Source organism: Pseudoalteromonas sp. SCSIO 43210, from assembly GCF_054133285.1.
On the sequence record NZ_CP087225.1, the window covers coordinates 4,868,275 to 4,889,237 of the forward strand.

Sequence of the window (20,963 nt, forward strand, 5' to 3'; positions counted from 1 at the left end):
AAGCTTCAGTAAACACCTCGTAATATCGCCTTATTATATAAATCATCTTCAACTAACTAACCAAGTAAGAAGCAACTACATAGCCGTGGGTGTTTTTTACACGAAAAGTGGTCGAGATCTTTTATGCCTCTTACTTAGCTTTTTGATTTTTAATGTATTTATTTAGGTTTAAAAATTGCTTAAGTAAATAACTTAGTCTCAACCCTAAAAATAAGTCGTGTTTTTATAAAGGAATGAAAATGAAACAATTTACCCATCGATTATCAACATGGCAAAAGAGCTCAAAGCCACTCTTGGGTCTACTTATTATATTTTCGGCTTGGGGTAACAGCAATCAAGCATTTGCAGCTACAACAGAAGCAGCCATTCCACAAAGTAGTTTATTTGACGTTATAAGCGCGCGTGCTAAAAAACTAGCAAGTGAAGAATATATAGCTCCAAAAAACATTGAACTCGATGCTCTCAATAATATTGATTATCAAGATTATCGCTCTATCCGCTTCAAACAAGACAAGTCAGTGTGGAAAGACGAAGGTCTTTACGAGCTACAGCTATTCCACCCCGGTTTTTTATATAAAACACCCGTTACAATTAATACTGTTAATAGTGACTCAAAACGCACCCGCCTCCCATTTAGTACTGACTTTTATCAGTACGATGGCACTGCTGCTCCTCTAAAAGAAGAAATTACTAAAAGCATTGCCAATACTCAGCTTGGTCACGCTGGCTTTCGATTACATTACCCACTAAATACCAATGAGTACAAAGATGAAGTAATGGTATTTCAAGGTGCATCTTATTTTCGTATTGTTGGCCCAAAGCAAGTTTACGGATTGTCTGCTCGCGGTTTAGCGATTGATACTGCAGAAGCTTCAGGCGAAGAATTCCCAATGTTTAAAGAGTTTTGGTTAGTTAAGCCAAAACTAGATCAAACTAATATTGTTATGTTTGCACTACTTGATAGCCCATCAGTGTCGGGGGCATATAGGTTCGATGTAGACCCAACCACAAATACGGCTGTAAAAGTAAATATGCAAATATTTGCACGTAAAGACGTTAAAAAACTAGGTATTGCCCCCTTAACGAGTATGTTTTATCACGGTGAAAACAGTACTAAATTTTTTGATGACTACCGCCCTGAAGTACACGATTCAGACGGTTTATTAACACAATCGCAAGATAATAAATGGGTGTGGCGCCCACTTAACAATCCAGCGCAACTAAGCGTCACTTCTTTTACATACGAGAACCCAAAAGGTTTTGGTTTAGCGCAACGCGATCGTGATTTTAATAACTACTTTGATACAGAAGCTCATTACCACGACCGCCCTAGCCTATGGATCGAACCAGAAGGTGAATGGGGTAATGGTCGAGTTGAGCTAGTAGAGATACCAACTGACACAGAAACGAATGACAATATAGTAAGTTATTGGGTACCTGAAAAACCCTTCAAAGCGGGAGATTCATTAAAACTAAGCTATAAAATGACGACTTTTAATGCCCATTTAAACCAACATGAAAAAGCACGCGTGGTGCGTACTAGAATTGGCAGTGCAGCACTACCAGGTGAAGACAATCCTCCACCAAAAAGTCACCGTCAATTTACTGTTGACTTTTCAGGCCCAGAGCTTAACCAGCTCTCTAAAAAGCTAGATTTAAAGGCTGATATACAGCTAACAACAGGTGAAGTGAGTGATGTAACAATACAAAAGCTACCTGATACATATGGATGGCGTGTGGCCTTTAAAATCGCCCCACAAGACGGAAAACCAGTAGATATGCGTTTATCGCTAAAACTACGTGAAAAAGAAATTAGTGAGGTATGGAGCTATGTTTGGTATCCAAATGACATCAAGTAAGCAAAACAAGGGAACGTCAATGCCTTTCAAAACAGTTCGTGTATGGCTGTTTGCTATTGCAGCTCTTGGCATATCAGGTTACGGCATATCTATTATGTTTGAAATTTTAAATTCAAACGGTATGACCTTACTTGAATATGCATTACTCGCCCTATTTTCAATTACGTTTGCGTGGATTGTTACTGCATTTTGTAGCGGTACAATTGGTTTCTTACTGCAACTACTGCGCATCGATCCACTAACTTTAAAGCGTATTAAGCCAATCTCTTTCGACAGCCAAGCACTTGCTAAGCAAAGAACAGCGGTTGTTATGCCAATCTATAACGAAGATACTCATCGTGTTATCGCAGGCTTTGAAGTAAGCCTAGAATCACTAAAAGAAACAGGGCAACTAGATCACTTTGACTTTTATTTACTTAGCGATACCCAAGACCCACAAATAGCCAAAAACGAGTTAAGTGCATGGCATGCATTGTGTGAGCGATTAGGCAGTACAGCTAAACACGTTTTTTACCGTCGCCGCGAAGATAATAAACACCGCAAGGTAGGCAACCTAACTGATTTTTGTGAACGTTGGGGCAGCCAGTACGACCATATGATTGTACTTGATGCTGATAGCATAATGACCGGAAAGTGCATGCTAGAGCTTACTACAAGCATGCTAAACAACCCGCAAGCAGGCCTTATTCAAACAATTCCTATCCCCGTTCGTCAAGATACTTTTTTTGGCCGCTTTTTACAGTTTGCATCCGTACTTTACAGCCCAATGCTAGCGACTGGTTCTGCTTTTTGGCAAACCGATAAAGCAAACTATTGGGGCCACAACGCAATCATTAGAGTTGAGGCGTTTATTACCTGTTGTGGTTTACCAACGCTTAAAGGTAATGCCCCATTTGGTGGTGAAATACTAAGTCATGACTTTGTAGAAGCCTCTTTGTTACACAGTGCTAATTGGGACGTATTGCTACTATCAGACATTGAAGGGAGTTATGAAGAAGTTCCAAGTAACATTTTAGATTATGCTGTACGCGACAGACGTTGGGTACAAGGGAATATCCAACACCTTGGTTTACTGTCCTCATCAAAATTAAAGTTAATGAGTAAGTTTCATTTTTTACTGGGAGCAACGGCCTATATTTCATCGCTAATTTGGCTATCAATGCTCGCACTAAGTACGATTGATGCCGTAACACGTGCGCTTAATAGCGATGTTTACTTTAATCGCGCGTACCAATTATTTCCGACGTGGCAAATTGCCAAAACCGAACTGATTGATTCACTACTTTACTTAACAATCATAATTTTACTACTACCTAAATTAATGGGTGTTATTGTTACACTAGTGCACAGAAACAAACGCTTTGGTGGTTCAATTAAGCTGATACTAGGCTCAATCATTGAAACCGTATTTGCTATTATTGTTGCACCATTAATGATGGTATTTCATGCTTACTTTGTTATATGCGTATTTTTAGGTAAAAAAGTAAAGTGGGATGCACAGCCTCGTGAAGGTCGAATGGTTCCTTGGAGGGAAGCGTTTGGTTATACGCTATTTTCAACTATCGTCGCTATTGCATGGGGCAGCACAGCGTATTACTTTACCCCTGTATTCTTTTGGTGGTTGTCGCCAATACTATTAGGCTTAATACTCGCAGCACCTATAGTCCGTTACTCAAGTAGCATTAAGCTAGGCGTGTTCCTTAGAGAGCTAGGTATATTTATTTGCCCTAGTGAAGTAGATAACGATGCTACTTTAGAAGCGCTTAAGGTTCATCTCAAAAAGATTTCTGTACCTCAAGAAGGTCAATATCCAACAACTATTCCAACACTGCCAAAAGAGCATATGGTTACAATGCCCATTCAAAGCTTTAATAAGCCACACAAGCTAAAGATGAAAGCGCTAAAAGCTAAAGCGATAAAAAAGTTTAATTAGGGCTAAATAAAAGAGCCGTTAAAAACCAAAAAAGGAGCAATAAGTTGCTCCTTTTTTATTGTCTAATAAATATTTTTCCGCATTAAAATAGTTAACCTGAGCTCTGGTTAAAAGATTTACCAACGTCTTGAATTATAGTGATATTTAAATTTATTTTCTCTAGCCAGAGATTTTCAGTGAAAACAAGGCGAATTTACGCGTCAATCGCTGGCCTATTACAAGTAAATTCAACGCAGTGAGCGCTGAAAATAGCTGCTTGAGATAGATTTATTATCCAGAGTTCAGGTTAGCTAAGATCCCCCATCAAAAATTATAGGCAATAAAAAACCCGCAACATGTGCGGGTTTTTTTAAAGAGTTAAAGAGCTAACTACTTAGCAGCTTTTTTCTCTTTTTCTGCAGCTATTACAGTTTCTGCTACGTTAGCTGGACATGCAGCGTAGTGTGAGAACTCCATAGAGAACTGACCACGACCCGATGTCATTGTACGTAGTGTACCGATGTAACCGAACATTTCTGATAACGGTACATCTGCTTTAATACGGATGCCTGTTAAACCAGCTTCTTGGTCTTTCATCATGCCACGACGACGGTTAAGGTCACCGATAACATCACCAACGTGATCTTCTGGAGTGAACACGTCAACTTTCATGATTGGCTCAAGAAGTTGTGCGCCCGCTTTAGGGATCGATTGACGGAAAGCGCCTTTAGCAGCGATTTCGAACGCGATTGCAGATGAATCCACGGCATGGAAGCCACCGTCGAAAAGTTCAACTTCAACGTCAAGTACTGGGAAGCCAGCTAGAACACCTTCGCCCATCATTGACTTAAAGCCTTTCTCAACTGCAGGCCAGAATTCTTTAGGTACGTTACCACCAACAACTGATGATTTAAACGTGAAGCCTGAAGCAACTTCGCCTGGCTTGATGCGGTAGTCGATTTTACCAAACTGACCAGAACCACCAGATTGTTTCTTATGCGTGTAGCTATCTTCGATTTCACGAGTGATAGTTTCACGGTAAGCAACTTGTGGTTGACCAACAATAAGGTCTACGCCGTAAGTACGCTTAAGGATATCTACTTTGATATCTAAGTGAAGCTCACCCATGCCTTTAAGAATAGTCTCGCCTGAATCTTCATCAGTCTCAACTTGGAAAGATGGATCTTCTGCAACCATTTTACCGATAGCAACACCCATTTTCTCATTACCGCCTTTATCTTTAGGCTGTACAGCAATCGAGATTACTGGAGTTGGGAATACCATTGGCTCAAGTGTTACTGGGTGCTTAGGATCACATAAAGTGTGACCAGTTTGCACGTTTTTCATGCCTACGATAGCAATGATGTCACCAGCTTGTGCGCTAGTTAATTCGTTACGGTCATCTGCTTGCATCTCAACCATACGGCCAACACGCTCAGTTTTACCAGTAAACGAGTTAAGGATAGTGTCACCCTTATTTAGTTTACCTGAGTAAATACGTACGAATGTTAATGCACCAAAACGGTCATCCATTATTTTGAATGCTAACGCTTTGAAAGGTTCATCTGCAGAAACGATTGCAAATTCGCCATTTTCGTTACCTTCTTCATCCATAAGAGGTTGAGGATCAACTTCTGTAGGAGATGGTAGGTAATCAACAACAGCATCAAGAATAAGCTGCATACCTTTGTTCTTAAACGCAGAACCACAGTATGTAGGGAAGAAAGCAAGCTCACGTGTACCTTTACGGATACAACGCTTGATGTCTTCTACAGAAGGTGCTTCACCTTCCATGTAAGCTTCAAGTAGTTCATCGTCTTGCTCAAGGGCAGTTTCAACAAGCATTTCATAATACTCGTCAGTTTTTTCTACCATGTCTGCAGGAACGTCTGTAATTTCGTAGTTTTCAGGAAGACCAGTGTCATCCCAAACGTATGCTTTTTTAGTTAAAACATCTACAACACCAACAAATTCATCTTCAATACCAATTGGTAAAGTCATGATTAGTGGTACAGCACCAAGTACTTTACGTACTTGCTCAGTTACACGGTAAAAATCAGCACCCATACGGTCTAATTTATTTACGAAGATAATACGTGCAACTTCTGAATCATTAGCATAACGCCAGTTAGTTTCTGATTGTGGTTCAACACCACCAGAACCACAGAACACACCAACACCGCCATCTAATACTTTAAGTGAACGGTAAACTTCTACTGTGAAGTCAACGTGCCCAGGAGTATCGATAACGTTAAAACGGTGATCTTTCCAGAAACAGCTTACAGCCGCAGACTGAATAGTAATACCGCGCTCAGCTTCTTGTTCCATGAAGTCAGTAGTAGATTCACCATCATGAACCTCACCTGTTTTATGGATTTGACCAGTAAGCTTTAGGATACGCTCAGTAGTCGTGGTTTTACCCGCATCAACGTGCGCGAAAATACCAATGTTTCTGTACTTCGATAAATCTGCCATTAATTTTACTCTTAATAAAGTCGATAAATTATTCGGCAGGAGTATAACATTACTTAAAGCGAACATCACCATGCAAGCCGCTTAAAATGCAATCAATTCAATATATTTTTTTTATGCGCAAGGTCTATTTTGTATTTCAAGTTGAGAATCGCATGTAACATAATGAAAACACTATTTTTTTCTCGCCCTAACTTTAGGTACATAAAGTTATTTCGTTATTTTGGAACAACACACTACCATAGCTTAAACAGCTAAAACTTTAATATATACTCAGAAATTACTAATCTTTAAAAACTAATACTTGTTTAAAGTAAGAGCGATTTAATCACCGCATATATCACCCAAGATGAAGAAAAATTAAATAGTCGCAATTTTTTCATGCTTTACATCAGCTTACAAGTTGCACAACAAGATAATAAGAATTATTTGCATTTGGGTGTTGACAGATACTTGAATCTAACTGATAATCACTATCAACAAGACGGCAAACATACTGGCTTGTAACGGAATGAATTGATTTGTTTCTCGACCCTGAAACAACGTGTGGCGCACGTTAACAGCTATGGTTACTTGTTATGAGCCGCAACGCCCCTTGATGTTGATGACGAGTAACCGCCCTACTATTTTACTTGCTACATTGCTCATATCGGTGACGGTAGATATGAAACTAAAAAAGCCCTTACGGGCTTTTTTTATGTCTGTAATTTAGTTGGTTAAATTAAACTAAATCAATTAACGACGATTTTTACGCGCTCGTGCTCGGCGTTGGAGCTTCTCTTCTTCTTTAGCTTGTTTTTTAGCTTCTGCAGCTGCGCGTAAACCAGCAACCATTACTTCTTCTTCCTCACGCATTTGCGGAGTTTCCATCGTAATACGGCCAATAATACCGTCGCGCAGTTCGTTAATTAGGATTTCAGACATTTTGTACGTGTCGATTTGGTTTCCACCACGAATACAACCACGCTTTTTACCTGCCATTTCGACAAACTCCCAGTCACTTTCAGGCAGTTCAGCGATTTTATAGCGCGCTTTTAAAAGCTCAGGATAAGCACGTAATAAATATTCAGCGGTATAACTTGCTACTTCTTCATACTCAAGTGCGGTATCACGAATGGCACCTGTAGCGCCTAAGCGATAACCTGAGTTTTCGTTTTCTACTTTTGGCCAAAGCATACCTGGCGTATCGTAAAGCATAATACCGTCTTCAAGCTTAATGCGTTGTTGTGCTTTCGTTACAGCAGGTTCATTACCTGTTTTTGCAACTATGCGTCCAGCCAATACATTGATCAACGTAGATTTACCCACGTTAGGAATACCCATTATCATGGCTTTTATTTGCTTATCGGCGCCTACTTTATGCGGCACTAACTTTTTACACAGTTCATTGATACGATGTACTTCAGCTGCCTTATCGTGACCAAAAGAAATCGCTTTAACGCCATTTTCTTGTTCAAAATAATCCTTCCAAATTTGCGTCATTTTAGGATCAGCTAAATCAGCTTTGTTCATTATTTTGATAACTGGCTTACCTTCACGCAAGGTTGCCACCATCGGGTTTTCGCTACTGTAGGGAATGCGCGCATCTAGCACTTCAATGATCACATCCATTTGTGGCATTATTTCTTTAATTTCATTACGGGCTTTATTCATATGCCCAGGGAACCACTGGATAGCCATTTTTAACTCCTAACGTATAATTAACCGCTATTTTAACTGGCAATTCATTTAATTGCGCTATACTGGCGCAAATTTTTTTAGATTAGTTGTTATGGCTCTTAAATCCACCATTATGAAGGTGCAATTATCGCTTAGCGATATGGACCGCCACGTTTACCAAGATTTTAGTTTAACCTTGGCACAACATCCGTCAGAAACCGACCAACGGTTAATGATTCGCTTACTCGCTTTTGCACTCAATAGCTGTGATGGTTTAGAATTTACTAAAGGATTAAGTGCTGATGATGAGCCTGAACTTTGGCATGTAAGCTATAGTGAAGAAATAGAACTATGGGTTGAACTTGGCTTACCAGATGAAAAACGTCTTAAAAAAGCCTGTAATAAATCTAAAAAAGTGGTGCTATATACTTATGGTGAAAACAATCAAGCAATTTGGTGGCAAAAACACCAACCTAAATTGTATGAATTTAAAAACTTAAGTATTTTTAGCCTTGATTATGCAGCAACACAAGCACTTGCTGCTTTGGTTGATCGTGGTATCAAGCTCGCCATTACCATTCAAGATGGTGAAGTGTGGGTAAACACCGATACAACTAATATTGAAATAAAACCACAGCAGTTAATGTAACTACGGTAGTTATACCAATTGCATTAAATTAGTTATCTATTATAGCGACAAATAAATAAGTCGATAACAAGGCGAAAATTATGACATATAGTTGTTCTATATAAATAATTTTTAACGCAGGTAGCGGATTATTTAATACGCTAGAATGATCATGTTTTTAATAAAATTGGTATTAGGGAGCATATGAAAGTTAAACACGTTATTGTTTTACATGGCTTGTATATGTCTGGCTTTGTTATGCGCCCACTGTGCTCTCGCTTGGAAGAATCTGGTGTTAAGGTATTAAACCTTACTTATAATACGCTTGATCCAAACCGCGATGCTATTTTTGCTCAAATTGATGAATTTATTGCAGGTGAACCTTCTGCACTCGTATGCCACTCAATGGGCGGATTAGTCGCTCGTGCATACCTAGAAGCTAATTCAGTTGCAAGCCAACACATTACAAAAGTAGTTACTTTAGGCACGCCTCATCAAGGTAGCCATATTGCACAAAAAATGAAGCAAAAAGGGTTTGAGTCTTTTTTAAAAAATAGCGTTGAATTTTTGCTTACACAAAATGGTAACTGGCCGTTTAAAGCGAAGCTTTTTAGTATTGCAGGTGACTTACCCATTGGTTTAATGCCCCTTATAGTTAAAGGCAGTAAATCAGATGGCACTGTATTACTTGATGAAACTAAGCTCAAAGGTATGGCTGAACATAAAGTGTTCCATTTAAGCCATACCAGTATGATTTACTCACGCGAAGTGGTCGACTACATTTTAAAATGCTTAAGCGAGAAAGATTAATCCTCAGCATTGGCTGCTATTTTATAACTAATTAAAAATACCACTGCCAGTATCAGCGGAATGGGCGCTGCTATGTAACCAAAAAAGTCTGAATTAGCAAAGCTTGCACCTGCTAAGTGCGCTACTAGCCCAAGCACAAATGCGATGACTGCAATTCCTACCACGATTAACTCTGCTTTATTTTGTTTCGCTGTTTTTGCATGCATGTTATCTCTCCTAATTATTTCGACAACATTATTATGCGCCGTTAGGATGGATGATTTTTGACCTACATCAATAAAAAAATAGCTAAGTTATTACCTTAGATAAAGTTTGTTTCAGATCATGATTTATATACTTTTAAGTTTTATTTATTTTTGAGGGGTAGTATTTTTATTAATCAGTCCCACTTCTATTAATAGTCTAAAGTGAATCCAGATACCAAGAACAATTGATAGGTTAAAACGATTAACCAGATAAATTCAAACGATTTTACTAATTTATCGAAATTAGTAATACTTATCACAAGTTCACAAATCAACGGTTATTCAAGGAGCAAGTTATGTCACAGGTAAACGCAATAGGTCTAAACAGTGCAAAAAGTGATGACATCGTAAAATCACTCAATACGCTATTAAGCAGCTACCAAATTCAATACATGAATGCGCGTGGTTTTCACTGGAATATTAAAGGCCGTAACTTTTTTGAGCTACACGTTAAATTTGAAGAAATTTATAACTTATTACTTTTAAAAGTAGATGAAGTTGCCGAACGTATTTTGACGTTAGATGGCGCTCCATTACATGCATTTTCTGATTACCTCGAAGTAAGTAAAATTAAAGAAGCTAAAGGTATTAGTGATGGTGTTACAGCCGTAGAGAACCTACTTGCTGGTTACAGTACGTTAATTCACATGCAGCGCGATATTTTAAACCAAGCAGGTGATGCAGACGATGAAGGCACAGCCTCACTAATGAGTGATTACATCTCAGAGCAAGAAAAACTGGTTTGGATGTTAAAAGCGTACTTAGATTAATTTTAATCTAAAAAGATAAAAGCCCTTATAGAGGGCTTTATTAGGGATGAATCGTCGAATAATCAAACGTTTCGATTATTATATTAACCCCTTATTCAATCTAAACAACGCACCTGTTACCAGTGGCGTTTTTTTTGACTTAAGCGGGTAATAAAAAAGCCTCAGTGACAACCGAGGCTTTTTATTGTGAATAACAATACTAGAAGCTAATACTGCTATTGTTGATTAAAACTTACTTCTAAAACCAATGTATATAGTTTGACCGATTGGATCATACGTACCCGCATCAGTTTCAGTACCCGTATCAGAACCACTAATACCAGAAACGATACGCGGTGGCTCTTTATCAAATAAGTTATTAGCCCCTGCATATAACTCCATTGAATCACTGATATGATAGCTTGCTTGCACATCATGGTATGTTACAGAGCCAACACCAACTGAGCCAGCCGGAATATTCAAGCCACTTAAGAATTGATCGTCAAAATCTGCGCTTCCAGTAAATGTCATACTCCAATTAAAGTCGAAGTCATTAACTTTATAGCCAAAGTTCCAGTTTGCTTTATGTTCAGATGCGCCAACTTCACCAGCGAATACATCTTTATCTGCACCTGGTAATGGAATACTGTAACCATCAATTAAATAGGTATATGCTAGGCGAGTTTTGAATGCACCAGGCCCTATATCAGTAGCGTAAGTTAACGTTAAGTCGACACCTTCAGTCCCTAAACCACCGCTGTTCGACACACCACTATCGATAAATTCTAGCGAACCTGCACTGTTATTACCCGATGGAGCACCGCGACGTGTAATGAAATTACAGAAACTATCATCACCACCACCATAACATTGCTCAAGAATAAACTGGCGAGGGGTAGAAACTATTGCATCATCAATTTCTATATCAAAGTAGTCAAGTGTGATATCTAAACCCGATATTAAGTTTTCAGGTGTAAAAACAACCCCCACTGTCACTGAGTCACCCACTTCTTCTTTAAGATCGGTATTGCCACGGTTAAAACCACTGATACCTTGTAAATCAGATTGGTTAAGCGTAAACGCACCATTGGTAGCAATATTGCTGGCAACACCAACATCTGCACGACATGAATCGCCTGATGCACCACCACCACTACTTGTAATTCCTAAACAAGGATCGTTTAAGCCACTTGGAAATGTTTGTGAGGGTGGAGAAAATAATTCATCAATATTAGGTGCACGGGTTGAGCGTGCTCGAGTTGCACGTAAACGTAAGCTATCTGTTACTTCCCAATCTAAACCTACATTCCAACTCTCAGTATTACCTACTGTAGAGTAATCAGACAAACGCACTGCTGCATTCATAGTAATTGAATCAAGTACTGGAATATTTGTTTCAACATAATATTCAGTTACATCAAATGAACCTTCTGTTGCTGGAATTGCATTACCCGCATTAAGGCCCGATTGTTGTAATGCATCAAATTCACTACGAGAAAACTCTTCACGATACTCAAAACCGGCAGCAATCCCCACTGTACCTGCTGGTAACTCAAATAAGTCACCAGAGATATTACCACCAATAATTTCTTGTTCTACAGAAGTAGAGAGAGAACTAGGAGCGCGTACAAAATCAATAGCATCTTGCGATAGTGAATTAAAGCCAAAAATATTAACCGGCGCACAGCTGAAGCCCCGAGCTGTTTCATCAATACAGATTGCTTCGTTAGTTATGCCATCGCCATCTAAATCAAAGCGATCGTTAACAGCCTCTAAACCTTGACGGAAACTTTGTACGTTAACCAAACCACCTGATACTTGTGACTCTTTTGTTTTACCATATACATAATAAGTGTCGTAAAACCAATTATCATTGATTTCACCTTGAAAACCTAATGCAATACGGAACGTATCACGCTCTGCACGTGCTCCACGGTTACCAATGTCGCTCAAACGCTTTGCAAAGAAAATATCTCGGCTACCGTCACCATCTGTATCTGTTGCTGCATTATAAATATCATCAGGTACGAAGGCATTGCGCAATAACTCTCCATTAACTTCAAATTCAATAGGAACACGGCCATTAGCGTAAATATCATCAGATGCAAATGGGAATGGTTCTAACTCTGAGCGAGTTGTGCTAGATGCATATGTCCCTTCATAGAAAAAACTGTGTTTATCATTTAGTTCATAACTACCATTTGATGCAAATAAGTAACGCTCTGTTGGAATCGCGATTGTACGAACACCACTTCGGTTAAAGCCATTTGCAGCAACACCATCGCCACCATTAGTGCTAAACGAGTCTTGTAGATTATTATTTTGATCAAATGTAAAACGAGTATCCCCTGCATCAAATCGACCTTGAGGTGGGAATGATGAGAAGAAAGGACGTACGGCATCAAAAATAGCATTTGGATTAGCGGCTGGATCATCTTCAAAAAAGATTTGTGAAAATTGGTCCACGGCAGAACGGTCACGATCACGAGAATAAACAGCACCCTGATCAGAATAACCTAAGTGGAACATTGCATGGCCTTTGCCATCATTGCTGGTTAAACCAGATGTAAAAGAAAATTGTCGAGACTGGTCATCACCTTCTTTTGATTCGCCAAATTGGCCTTCAAATTCGATACCTTCAAAGTCATCTTTTAAAACAAAGTTAACCACACCTGCCACTGCATCTGAACCATATACTGATGATGCGCCACCAGTCATAATTTCAACTCGCTCAATAAACTGGCTAGGAATAGTGTTTAAATCTACTGCTGAGCTACCAGGTAAACCCGATACATAACGGCGACCATTAACAAGTACTAATGTTCTTTCTGATCCTAAATTACGCAAATCAACCGTTGCAACACCAGCACTTGCTGTGTTGAAGTTTGAATTAGTACGGCTAATAGCTGGTGAACCGAATGCAGGGTTATCTAATAATAGATTTTGAATATTAAGAGAACCAGATGCATCAATTGCTGCACTATCTACAACCTGAATTGGCGCAGAGGACATAGCCTCAGCTGAACGAATACGAGAACCTGTTACTTGAACTCGTTCTATTTTTTTTATTTCATCCTCTTCGGCTGCAATACCTTGAAATGAAAATCCCGCTAGTAATACGCTGCTTAGCGCTACTGTTAGCGACGATTTTTTAAATAATCGCTCACTACCATTGTTAGTTAATACCATGTAATTCCCCTGAATTATTTTTTCTTGAATTGTTATTTTTGTAACTAAATAGTTACCTCGCGGACAACACTAAGAGGATTAGCATTGAGACTCTATACGCGTTCCTTACAAGGCATCTATATTGGTACAAGCTGCAAGTTTGGCGGGATAAGTGAGCAAATCACGATGACTTTATAAAAATATTATGTTTTCGTAACATTTTTTTCCATTAAGTACGGTCTTTATTAATCTGTACAACGAGGGTATAAAATAATGGCAGCTTCTTTTCATGCATTAACATTTGTTAGCAACACTAAGTTTGCAACATTTTTAACAAGTAGAGTGCAAGAACATAGACACTTTGAATCTCAATCCCTAACACAACAAAAGAGGTTAGATCAGATAGATACAAGTCAATACAACGTACTTTTTTATGAGTTAACAAGCATGTCTGACCCTATGCAAATAGTGCATTTAACTGAACTTGCTAAAAAACTGAAATTAGTCATTATTGCCCAGTCGGACCGTTTTGCGAGTTTTGCTTTTGAAGTGGGCGCGGTTGATTTTTTAATATTAGATTCAACTGCACCACGTATTGATAAATGCTTTGATAAACTGATTCACCTTTGCCCGATTGCAAGCACGGCCGAACGTCAATATCAGCAAAGCGCACAAACTGAAAAATCATCATCACATATAGTAGTTAAAGATGTAGGTAAGGTAAGATTAATTGATATCAATGATATTATTTGGATAAATGGTGCAGGCAATTATGTAGAGCTGCATTTTACCCAAGGTAGTACACCGGTATTACACCGCGAAACCATGAAAAATATTGAGCAGCAGCTAGAGCCTGAAGGGTTTATTCGTATTCATCGCTCAACGCTGGTAAGAAAACAAGCTATTTGTGAACTGATGCCTACTGACAGTGGCGATTATAAAGTAAGGCTAAAAAACGATATGTGCTTAAACCTTTCAAGGCGCTATAAAGGCTGTTTAGAGAGTATTATAAGCCCTCTTCAGTAGCGGTTTATAATACTCATATTAATTACCAGTTCTGTTTTATATAACTGTCATTTGGACGCTCTAATAAATAGCTTTCAGTATCTTTATAAAAATTAACTTCTACATCGCTATTTTTCCATACTTTTTCAAACATGTTTTTAGCTATGATATTAATGTTTATATAGTCAACTCGTTGATAGCCAAGTTCTTTTACACCCGCAAAATAGGCCTCTAGCGAATCAAGACTATCCAGAGTTAACAGCTCAAACTCTTTTAAGTTAACAATCACAAACTTAATCGTATTTTCAGGGTGAGTGCTCAATTCTTGAATAACACCATTAGTTAATGATGTTATACCTTCATTATTAAAGCTCCCCTTCAATTTTAAATACATATGAGGTGGCTGCGAGAAAATCTGGAATTCGCCATGTGCTCCAAACATAAATTGCCTTACAGATATCAACTTATATATAGAATAATACAATTTTCCAATTTTGCAGTTAATTTAACAGAGCAATAAAAAAGGCCATTTCGAGGGCTTTTTCTTCTAAGCTTTTAAAACGACCTGATGCACCACCGTGCCCTGCATCCATATCTGTTTTAAAGACTAAAATATTACTATCCGTTTTGAGCTCACGCATTTTTGCAACCCACTTCATAGGCTCCCAATACTGCACTTGCGAGTCGTGAAGACCGGTAGTAACGAGTATGTTCGGATAGTTTTGGGCGCGAATATTGTCATACGGCGAGTAAGCTTCAATTACATCATAAAACTGAGGCTCATTTGGATTACCCCATTCATCATATTCATTTGTTGTGAGCGGAATACTCTCATCAAGCATCGTGGTTAATACGTCTAAAAATGGCACGTGACAGCCAACACCGCAATATAACTCTGGTGCTTGGTTTACAACCGCCCCCATTAATAAACCACCTGCACTGCCGCCTGAGGCAAACACCTTGCTGCTATCACAATAGCCTTGTGCAACAAGCGCTTTTGTCACATCAATAAAGTCACTAAAGCTATTTTGTTTATGCTCTTTTTTACCTTGTTCGTACCACTCGCGACCTAGCATTTCAGAGCCTCGAACATGTGCTATTACATAAACAAAACCACGATCGAGCAAGCTCAGCGATGAACTTGAAAAACTTGGATCAATCGTATAGCCATACGCACCATAGCCGTATTGAAATAACGGATTTGAGCCATCTTTTTTAAAGCTGTCTTTTCGATAAACAACAGATGCGGGGACTTTGATTCCGTCGCGAGCAGTTACCATTAATCGCTCCGACTGATAGTCATCGGCATTAAAACTACCCAGTACTTTTTGCTGTTTAAGTAGTGTTTTTTCGCCTGTTGCTAAATCAACGTCATATAAAGAACCTGGTGTTGTTAAGCTTGAGTAATAAATACGTGCAGTGCGAGTGTCTGGCTCTGGGTTCATTGCTATTGCAGCATAATAACAAGGATCGGCAAACTCAAGTGCCATACAATTTCCTTGCCTATTAACAACTACAAATCGAGCTTGCCCTTGTTCGCGTTCACTCAATACTAAAAAGTCATTAAATAACTCGACACCTTCAAGCAGGACATTTTCTCTGTGAGCTGTATGCTCAAACCATTGAGTTTTATCAGCAATCGTTTCGTTTGTTGCCGTCATTAATCTAAAGTTTTTAGCTTGCCAGTTAGTCACAATATAAAATGTGTCACCTAGCTTATCTACGTCAAACTCGTGGCCATCTTCACGCGGCATTAATGCTTCAAATTCGCCAGTGGGCTTATTAGCATCAAGCACCCATGTATCGTTGGTCTCTGTCGATGCTAAATCAATAATAATTAAGCTTTCGTCGCGGCTTTTACCAAGCCCCATAAAAAAGCTACTATCTTGCTCTTCGTAAACCATTACGTCTTGGCTTTGCTCGCTACCAAGCTCATGCCGAAACACTTGATAGCCTAATAATGTTTTTAAATCTTTTTTAACATAAAAAACGGTTTTATTGTCATTAGCCCAAACAACTTGCCCTTCTGTGTTTTCAAGTACATCAGGTAGCATCTCACCTGTTTCAAGGTTTTTAAAGCGCACTAAATATATACGTCGGCCTTCAGTATCTTCAGAATAAGCCATAAGTTGTTCACACGGGCTAAGAGCGACTTCACCTAATTCAAAAAATTCGAACCCTGCCGCTAGCACATTTATATCTAGTAAAAGCTCTTTATTATCAGCCTCTATGCTGGTACTGCGGTAATGGCGTGAATATTCATCATCGCCACGCACTTCTGAGTGATACCAATACTTTCCGTCTTTCACAGGTACCGAGTTATCGTCTTTTACAATACGCGCTTTAAGCTCTTCAAATAGTGTATTTTGTAATGGTTTTATAGGTGCTAACTGTTTATCACAATAGGTATTCTCAGCATGCAAATGCGCTAGTACGTGTTCATTTTGACGTTCATCATCACGCATCCAATAATAGTTATCGACACGTGTTTTATTATGCGCATTGAGTATATAAGCTTGCTTTTTAGCGATAGGGACGTTAGACAATAAATTTAGAGAGTGATCAGGATGAGGCACAGAAAAGACCAATTTGAAAAATAACAATAATTGCAGTTTACCATAAAAATAAAAAAGCCCACTCAATAGTTGAGAGGGCTTAGAAGGTAATACGTTTCATTACTAAAATCGTTCTACCTATGGGAAGAAGGTTATTTATATTTATTAATCTGATACTTGTATCCATGCCATAGCCCAGCTTTGTCCAATGCCGGGTTCAAACATAACTTTATTCTCATCATTAACACGGCAAAATTCATTGAATGGCCAAGGCCTACATTGATAAATTTTTCCCGTTTTAGGTTGTAGTACTTTTGTACCTGCATTGTAAGAATCGCTACTTTGTGGATAAATAAATTCATATGCGTCACATTCTTTAACTACATAATCATCACATTTCGCGATGCAATGAAAATCAACTTGGGCTTTACAAATACCACTACTTTGCAATGCAAAAATTTCGTTTTGTCGATAAGCAACAACGAGCCCTTGTTCAGTCATTCGCCCTGCGCTTATTAATGGTATATGCACATTAATGTGCTCGGCAACTAAACGCGGCCATGCATGGGGTTCACCTTGCTCTAACGAGGTGATTTTATAATCAAACGATAAACTGACTAGCTCTCCTTGCAAGTCATAAAAGGTTACACTCACCACATCACCAATAAATAATTGGGTATGATGATTTAAACAACCTATAGTCGACCACTTTCCACAGGCCAACGACGTATGCATAAACACAGCAACACCTTAAGAGTCACAAACTATTACCCATACCTATATGGATACACAAAAAATACATCTAGGGCAAGTTATACGCACTAATAAATCGTGCAAAAAAATTTATCCTCACCTTAATAAGCTAACAACTTGATGATTATAATTTGCAATCACACAACAATCAAACAAAAGAATGTAACCAAAATAAAAACCCAACCCTTTAAGGTTGGTTTAATGTGTTTTTAACTAAATAAATAAGTTAAAGGCTCTTTCGCCCACGTAAATACCAGCAACACCAATAAAGATATAAATATTAACCACGCAGGCCAAGACGCTTTTGTTACTTTAGCCTCAGAGTCATCCGCTTTTAACTCTTTTGAGCCTGTGATCATCGCCTTAACTAGCGGTTTTCCTTTTATTCTGTAAACAATAATAGCCAATACATGCAAGCCAATAGCATAAAGTAAAATGTCAAAATTCAGCTCATGTAGCCAATTGGCAAAATCAATCGTATCGCTAGACACATATTGAGCAAGCGGCCCGTCAGTTAAAATACCATCACTGCTCATTAAGCCACTTACAAGTTGCGTTATGATCAATATAAAAAACACTATCACCATACAGCTACCGAGTGCCGAATGGCCTAACGATTCGCTTGGTATTTTTAGCGCCTTTAAAATAGCACCAGGAGAGTGCAGTAACCCACTTAATCTCGCGGTTTTACTACCAATAACACCCCATATTAAACGTGTTACTATAAGTGCTAAAGTAAAAAAACCTGCAACAAAGTGAAGCTCAATCATGCCCTCTTCAATACTAAAATAAAGCACTGCAATACTTACAACCAAAAACCAATGGAAGCATCTAATAAACCCATCCCACACTTTTAACGTCGTCATTGTGCCTATCCTTAAAAAAACAGTATTATTTAATTTGTTAACTACTTTAACATCATAATATTAAGGTATCCTTATGAGCCATTCTACAAGCCGTGAGAGTAAATATCATGCAACCAGTTAAAAAAGCTATTTTAAAAGGCTTTTTAGATATGCTACCACTGTGTTTAGCCGTTGTTCCTTGGGGTATTTTATGCGGCTCTTTAGCGATTCAAAATGGTTTTAGCGCCTTTGAAACCCAAGCAATGTCGTTATTAGTATTTGCAGGCTCTGCACAGCTTGTTGCGATTGAACTTATGGCGGGCAACACACCATTGCTCACAATTTTATTCACAACGTTTATTATTAGCTCTCGGCACTTTTTATACGGCTTAGCTGTGCGTCATAAGGTCATTGATCAACCTATGCGTTGGCGCTTACCGGTGAGCTTTGTTTTAACCGACGAGCTATTTGCATTTTCTCATCATCGAAAAGCGTATAGAACAAAAACACGTTTAATATACGCATTGAGCGCTGGTTTTAGTTTTTATATTGCATGGAATATTTGGACATTAATTGGCATTGTAGCGGGCACAATGCTGCCCGACTTAACTAATTTAGGGCTCGACTTTGCGATTGCTGCCACGTTTATCGCGTTGGTTATTCCGGGAATCAAAAATTTGGCCTCACTTGTTACGGTAATTGTAGCAGGCGTTAGCGCAACGCTTTTAAAAAGTACCGGATTTGAGTTATGGCTTGTTTGCTCAGCGCTGCTGGCAATGAGCGCAGGTTACGCTACAGCAAGACTAACCGCTAAAAAGGAAGCAACGCTATGATGACAACTATTTTACTCATGGCGTGCATTACATTTTTTACGCGTTATTTATTTTTACACCGCGCTTTACCGTTTAAAGTAGGTCCTAAAATGCAGCAATTTTTAAGCTTTAGCGCACCTGCGGTGCTTACAGCAATTTGGGTGCCTATCGTATTTTTAAATGAAGATGGCATTAACTTAAACTGGCAAAACCCTTATTTAAGCGCAGCGATAGTCGCCATTATTGTTGCCTATAAAGCACATAATATTTATTACACAACGCTTGCCGGTATGGGGCTATTTCTAATTTTAAATTAGAGTGCTCTTTATACTTTATGAAATACTGTACTCAGGTTAAAATACCGGTAACAACAATAAAAAGACGCCAAAATGCACGAATTTCATCAATTAAGCGCAACAAGCTTGCAGGGTCAACCTATTAACTTTAATGATTTTGAAGGTAAAGTTGTGCTTATTGTTAATACAGCAAGTAAATGTGGATTTACCTACCAATACGAGTCGCTGCAAGCTTTACATAATAAGTATGCCAGCCAAGGTTTAGTAATTTTGGGGTTTCCGTGCAACCAGTTTGGTCAACAAGAACCCGGCGGCGCAACACAAATAGAGCAAGGATGTTTAATCAATTTTGGCGTGAGTTTTTTAATGGCGGCCAAAGTAGATGTAAACGGTGAGCATGCACATCCCGTCTTTCGTTATTTAAAATCAGCCTTGCCTGGTTTTTTAACACGCAAAATAAAGTGGAATTTTACTAAGTTTTTAATTGCCGCAGATGGCATGCCAATTAAACGCTATGCACCTTTTACTAAACCCGAAAAATTAGAACTTACAATCCAAAAAGCATTAGCGCAGGCTAAAAGCACGCTTTAAAAGTAATAAAGAGGCGCGAGGCCTCTTTATTGCCAATACTATTAAAACTTAAACATATCGACTAACTGCACATTTAAACTCTCAATATTAATTGGTATTGTATTTATACTAGCGTGATTTAGTCGGTGTAATCGCTTAAATCGTCTTCGCCTAGATTTTTACGCAAGCGTTTTTGCTCAAGGTAGTCTTCCAACTTTTTCTTAACCTTTTGCTTGTTCTTATCGTGTTGATTACGTCCGAGCATTTCGTACTCGTCTTCAACAAAATCGTCATCTAGCGCATCGTAACTAAATGTCTTACCCACAACCCACTCCATAAAGTGTTTGAGACCAGCCAAGGATTTTATTATCACAATAGCCGGTAAATTAAAAATGTTTAACACCAAAATGCGCTGCAAATTAGCATCAAAATAAAGCCACGTGACTATCGTAAATAGTCTTCATGTCAGTAATGTGAATAAATAGCGTTAAATTTCAATTGTGGAAAGTGAGAGTTTTTTATCGTATCGATAAATATTGCTTATAGATTTGTAGAACTTAGTTAATTTGACTAAAAAATAGTTTATTTTCAACTTAACCCAACCTCTTAAAAAGACCTCGAACAA

At 38.5% G+C, this 20,963-nt stretch carries 18 protein-coding genes; 9 read left to right on the plus strand and 9 right to left on the minus strand.

What is annotated here, in order from left to right; all coding sequences use genetic code 11:
- The first annotated feature begins 239 nt into the window (after window positions 1-239).
- Both LOS73_RS21075 and mdoH read left to right on the plus strand, forming a co-directional pair.
- Entirely contained in the window at window positions 240-1,859 is a 1,620-nt protein-coding gene (locus LOS73_RS21075; protein WP_007378015.1) for a glucan biosynthesis protein G, read from the plus strand.
- Window positions 1,831-3,792: a glucans biosynthesis glucosyltransferase MdoH gene (mdoH, locus tag LOS73_RS21080; protein ID WP_457934267.1), complete on the plus strand. Its 1,962-nt coding sequence runs from the start codon at window positions 1,831-1,833 to the stop codon at window positions 3,790-3,792. Before LOS73_RS21075 ends, mdoH begins: the two co-directional genes overlap by 29 nt.
- A 369-nt stretch (window positions 3,793-4,161) precedes the next feature.
- Here the strand turns inward: mdoH and fusA are convergent, their stop codons facing one another.
- Window positions 4,162-6,246 (minus strand): elongation factor G, encoded by a 2,085-nt coding sequence (gene fusA, locus LOS73_RS21085; RefSeq protein WP_007378013.1) that lies wholly within the window; start codon window positions 6,244-6,246, stop codon window positions 4,162-4,164.
- A 732-nt stretch (window positions 6,247-6,978) separates the two neighbouring features.
- Window positions 6,979-7,923: a ribosome biogenesis GTPase YlqF gene (gene ylqF / locus LOS73_RS21090; protein WP_010554855.1), complete on the minus strand. Its 945-nt coding sequence runs from the start codon at window positions 7,921-7,923 to the stop codon at window positions 6,979-6,981.
- Window positions 7,924-8,014: 91 nt separating this feature from the next.
- On the opposite strand from ylqF, the gene LOS73_RS21095 reads away from it, so the two are divergent.
- Window positions 8,015-8,551, plus strand: coding sequence for a YaeQ family protein (locus tag LOS73_RS21095; protein WP_166421113.1), 537 nt, complete (start codon window positions 8,015-8,017; stop codon window positions 8,549-8,551).
- Window positions 8,552-8,734: 183 nt separating this feature from the next.
- Entirely contained in the window at window positions 8,735-9,340 is a 606-nt protein-coding gene (locus LOS73_RS21100; RefSeq protein ID WP_033030961.1) for a PGAP1-like alpha/beta domain-containing protein, read from the plus strand.
- On the opposite strand, the gene LOS73_RS21105 is transcribed toward LOS73_RS21100, so the two are convergent.
- Complete coding sequence (locus LOS73_RS21105; RefSeq protein WP_007579816.1) at window positions 9,337-9,546, minus strand: hypothetical protein; 210 nt, start codon at window positions 9,544-9,546, stop codon at window positions 9,337-9,339. The two genes, LOS73_RS21100 and LOS73_RS21105, sit on opposite strands and share 4 nt — an antisense overlap.
- Window positions 9,547-9,881: 335 nt before the next feature.
- Here LOS73_RS21105 and LOS73_RS21110 point away from each other — a divergent pair, with 335 nt between their 5' ends.
- Complete coding sequence (locus LOS73_RS21110; protein ID WP_007377885.1) at window positions 9,882-10,355, plus strand: Dps family protein; 474 nt, start codon at window positions 9,882-9,884, stop codon at window positions 10,353-10,355.
- 225 nt (window positions 10,356-10,580) lie between these two features.
- Here LOS73_RS21110 and LOS73_RS21115 read toward each other — a convergent pair whose 3' ends face one another.
- Window positions 10,581-13,523 carry a TonB-dependent receptor domain-containing protein gene (locus tag LOS73_RS21115; RefSeq protein WP_033030964.1) on the minus strand — a complete coding sequence of 981 codons (2,943 nt, stop codon included), beginning with the start codon at window positions 13,521-13,523 and terminating at the stop codon, window positions 10,581-10,583.
- 252 nt (window positions 13,524-13,775) lie between these two features.
- Here LOS73_RS21115 and LOS73_RS21120 point away from each other — a divergent pair, with 252 nt between their 5' ends.
- A complete protein-coding gene (locus LOS73_RS21120; protein ID WP_033030965.1) occupies window positions 13,776-14,528 on the plus strand; it encodes a LytR/AlgR family response regulator transcription factor in 753 nt (250 codons plus the stop codon).
- 22 nt (window positions 14,529-14,550) lie between these two features.
- Here LOS73_RS21120 and LOS73_RS21125 read toward each other — a convergent pair whose 3' ends face one another.
- From LOS73_RS21125 to LOS73_RS21140, 4 genes are all read right to left on the minus strand, one after another.
- Complete coding sequence (locus LOS73_RS21125; RefSeq protein ID WP_008136499.1) at window positions 14,551-14,949, minus strand: hypothetical protein; 399 nt, start codon at window positions 14,947-14,949, stop codon at window positions 14,551-14,553.
- A gap of 58 nt (window positions 14,950-15,007) precedes the next feature.
- Entirely contained in the window at window positions 15,008-17,083 is a 2,076-nt protein-coding gene (locus LOS73_RS21130; protein WP_033030966.1) for a S9 family peptidase, read from the minus strand.
- 144 nt (window positions 17,084-17,227) lie between these two features.
- A complete protein-coding gene (locus LOS73_RS21135) occupies window positions 17,228-17,797 on the minus strand; it encodes a hypothetical protein (protein WP_033038633.1) in 570 nt (189 codons plus the stop codon).
- A 227-nt stretch (window positions 17,798-18,024) separates the two neighbouring features.
- On the minus strand, window positions 18,025-18,681 hold the full coding sequence (locus tag LOS73_RS21140; protein WP_033030967.1) for a cytochrome b/b6 domain-containing protein: 657 nt from the start codon (window positions 18,679-18,681) through the stop codon (window positions 18,025-18,027).
- A gap of 107 nt (window positions 18,682-18,788) precedes the next feature.
- On the opposite strand from LOS73_RS21140, the gene LOS73_RS21145 reads away from it, so the two are divergent.
- From LOS73_RS21145 to LOS73_RS21155, 3 genes are all read left to right on the plus strand, one after another.
- Entirely contained in the window at window positions 18,789-19,493 is a 705-nt protein-coding gene (locus LOS73_RS21145; RefSeq protein WP_149605352.1) for an AzlC family ABC transporter permease, read from the plus strand.
- A complete protein-coding gene (locus tag LOS73_RS21150) occupies window positions 19,490-19,789 on the plus strand; it encodes an AzlD domain-containing protein (RefSeq protein ID WP_457934268.1) in 300 nt (99 codons plus the stop codon). The genes LOS73_RS21145 and LOS73_RS21150 overlap by 4 nt, the downstream gene beginning before the upstream one ends.
- A 72-nt stretch (window positions 19,790-19,861) precedes the next feature.
- Entirely contained in the window at window positions 19,862-20,359 is a 498-nt protein-coding gene (locus tag LOS73_RS21155; protein ID WP_008136488.1) for a glutathione peroxidase, read from the plus strand.
- A gap of 118 nt (window positions 20,360-20,477) precedes the next feature.
- Here LOS73_RS21155 and LOS73_RS21160 read toward each other — a convergent pair whose 3' ends face one another.
- On the minus strand, window positions 20,478-20,663 hold the full coding sequence (locus LOS73_RS21160; protein WP_007579801.1) for a PA3496 family putative envelope integrity protein: 186 nt from the start codon (window positions 20,661-20,663) through the stop codon (window positions 20,478-20,480).
- Window positions 20,664-20,963 lie beyond the last annotated feature (300 nt).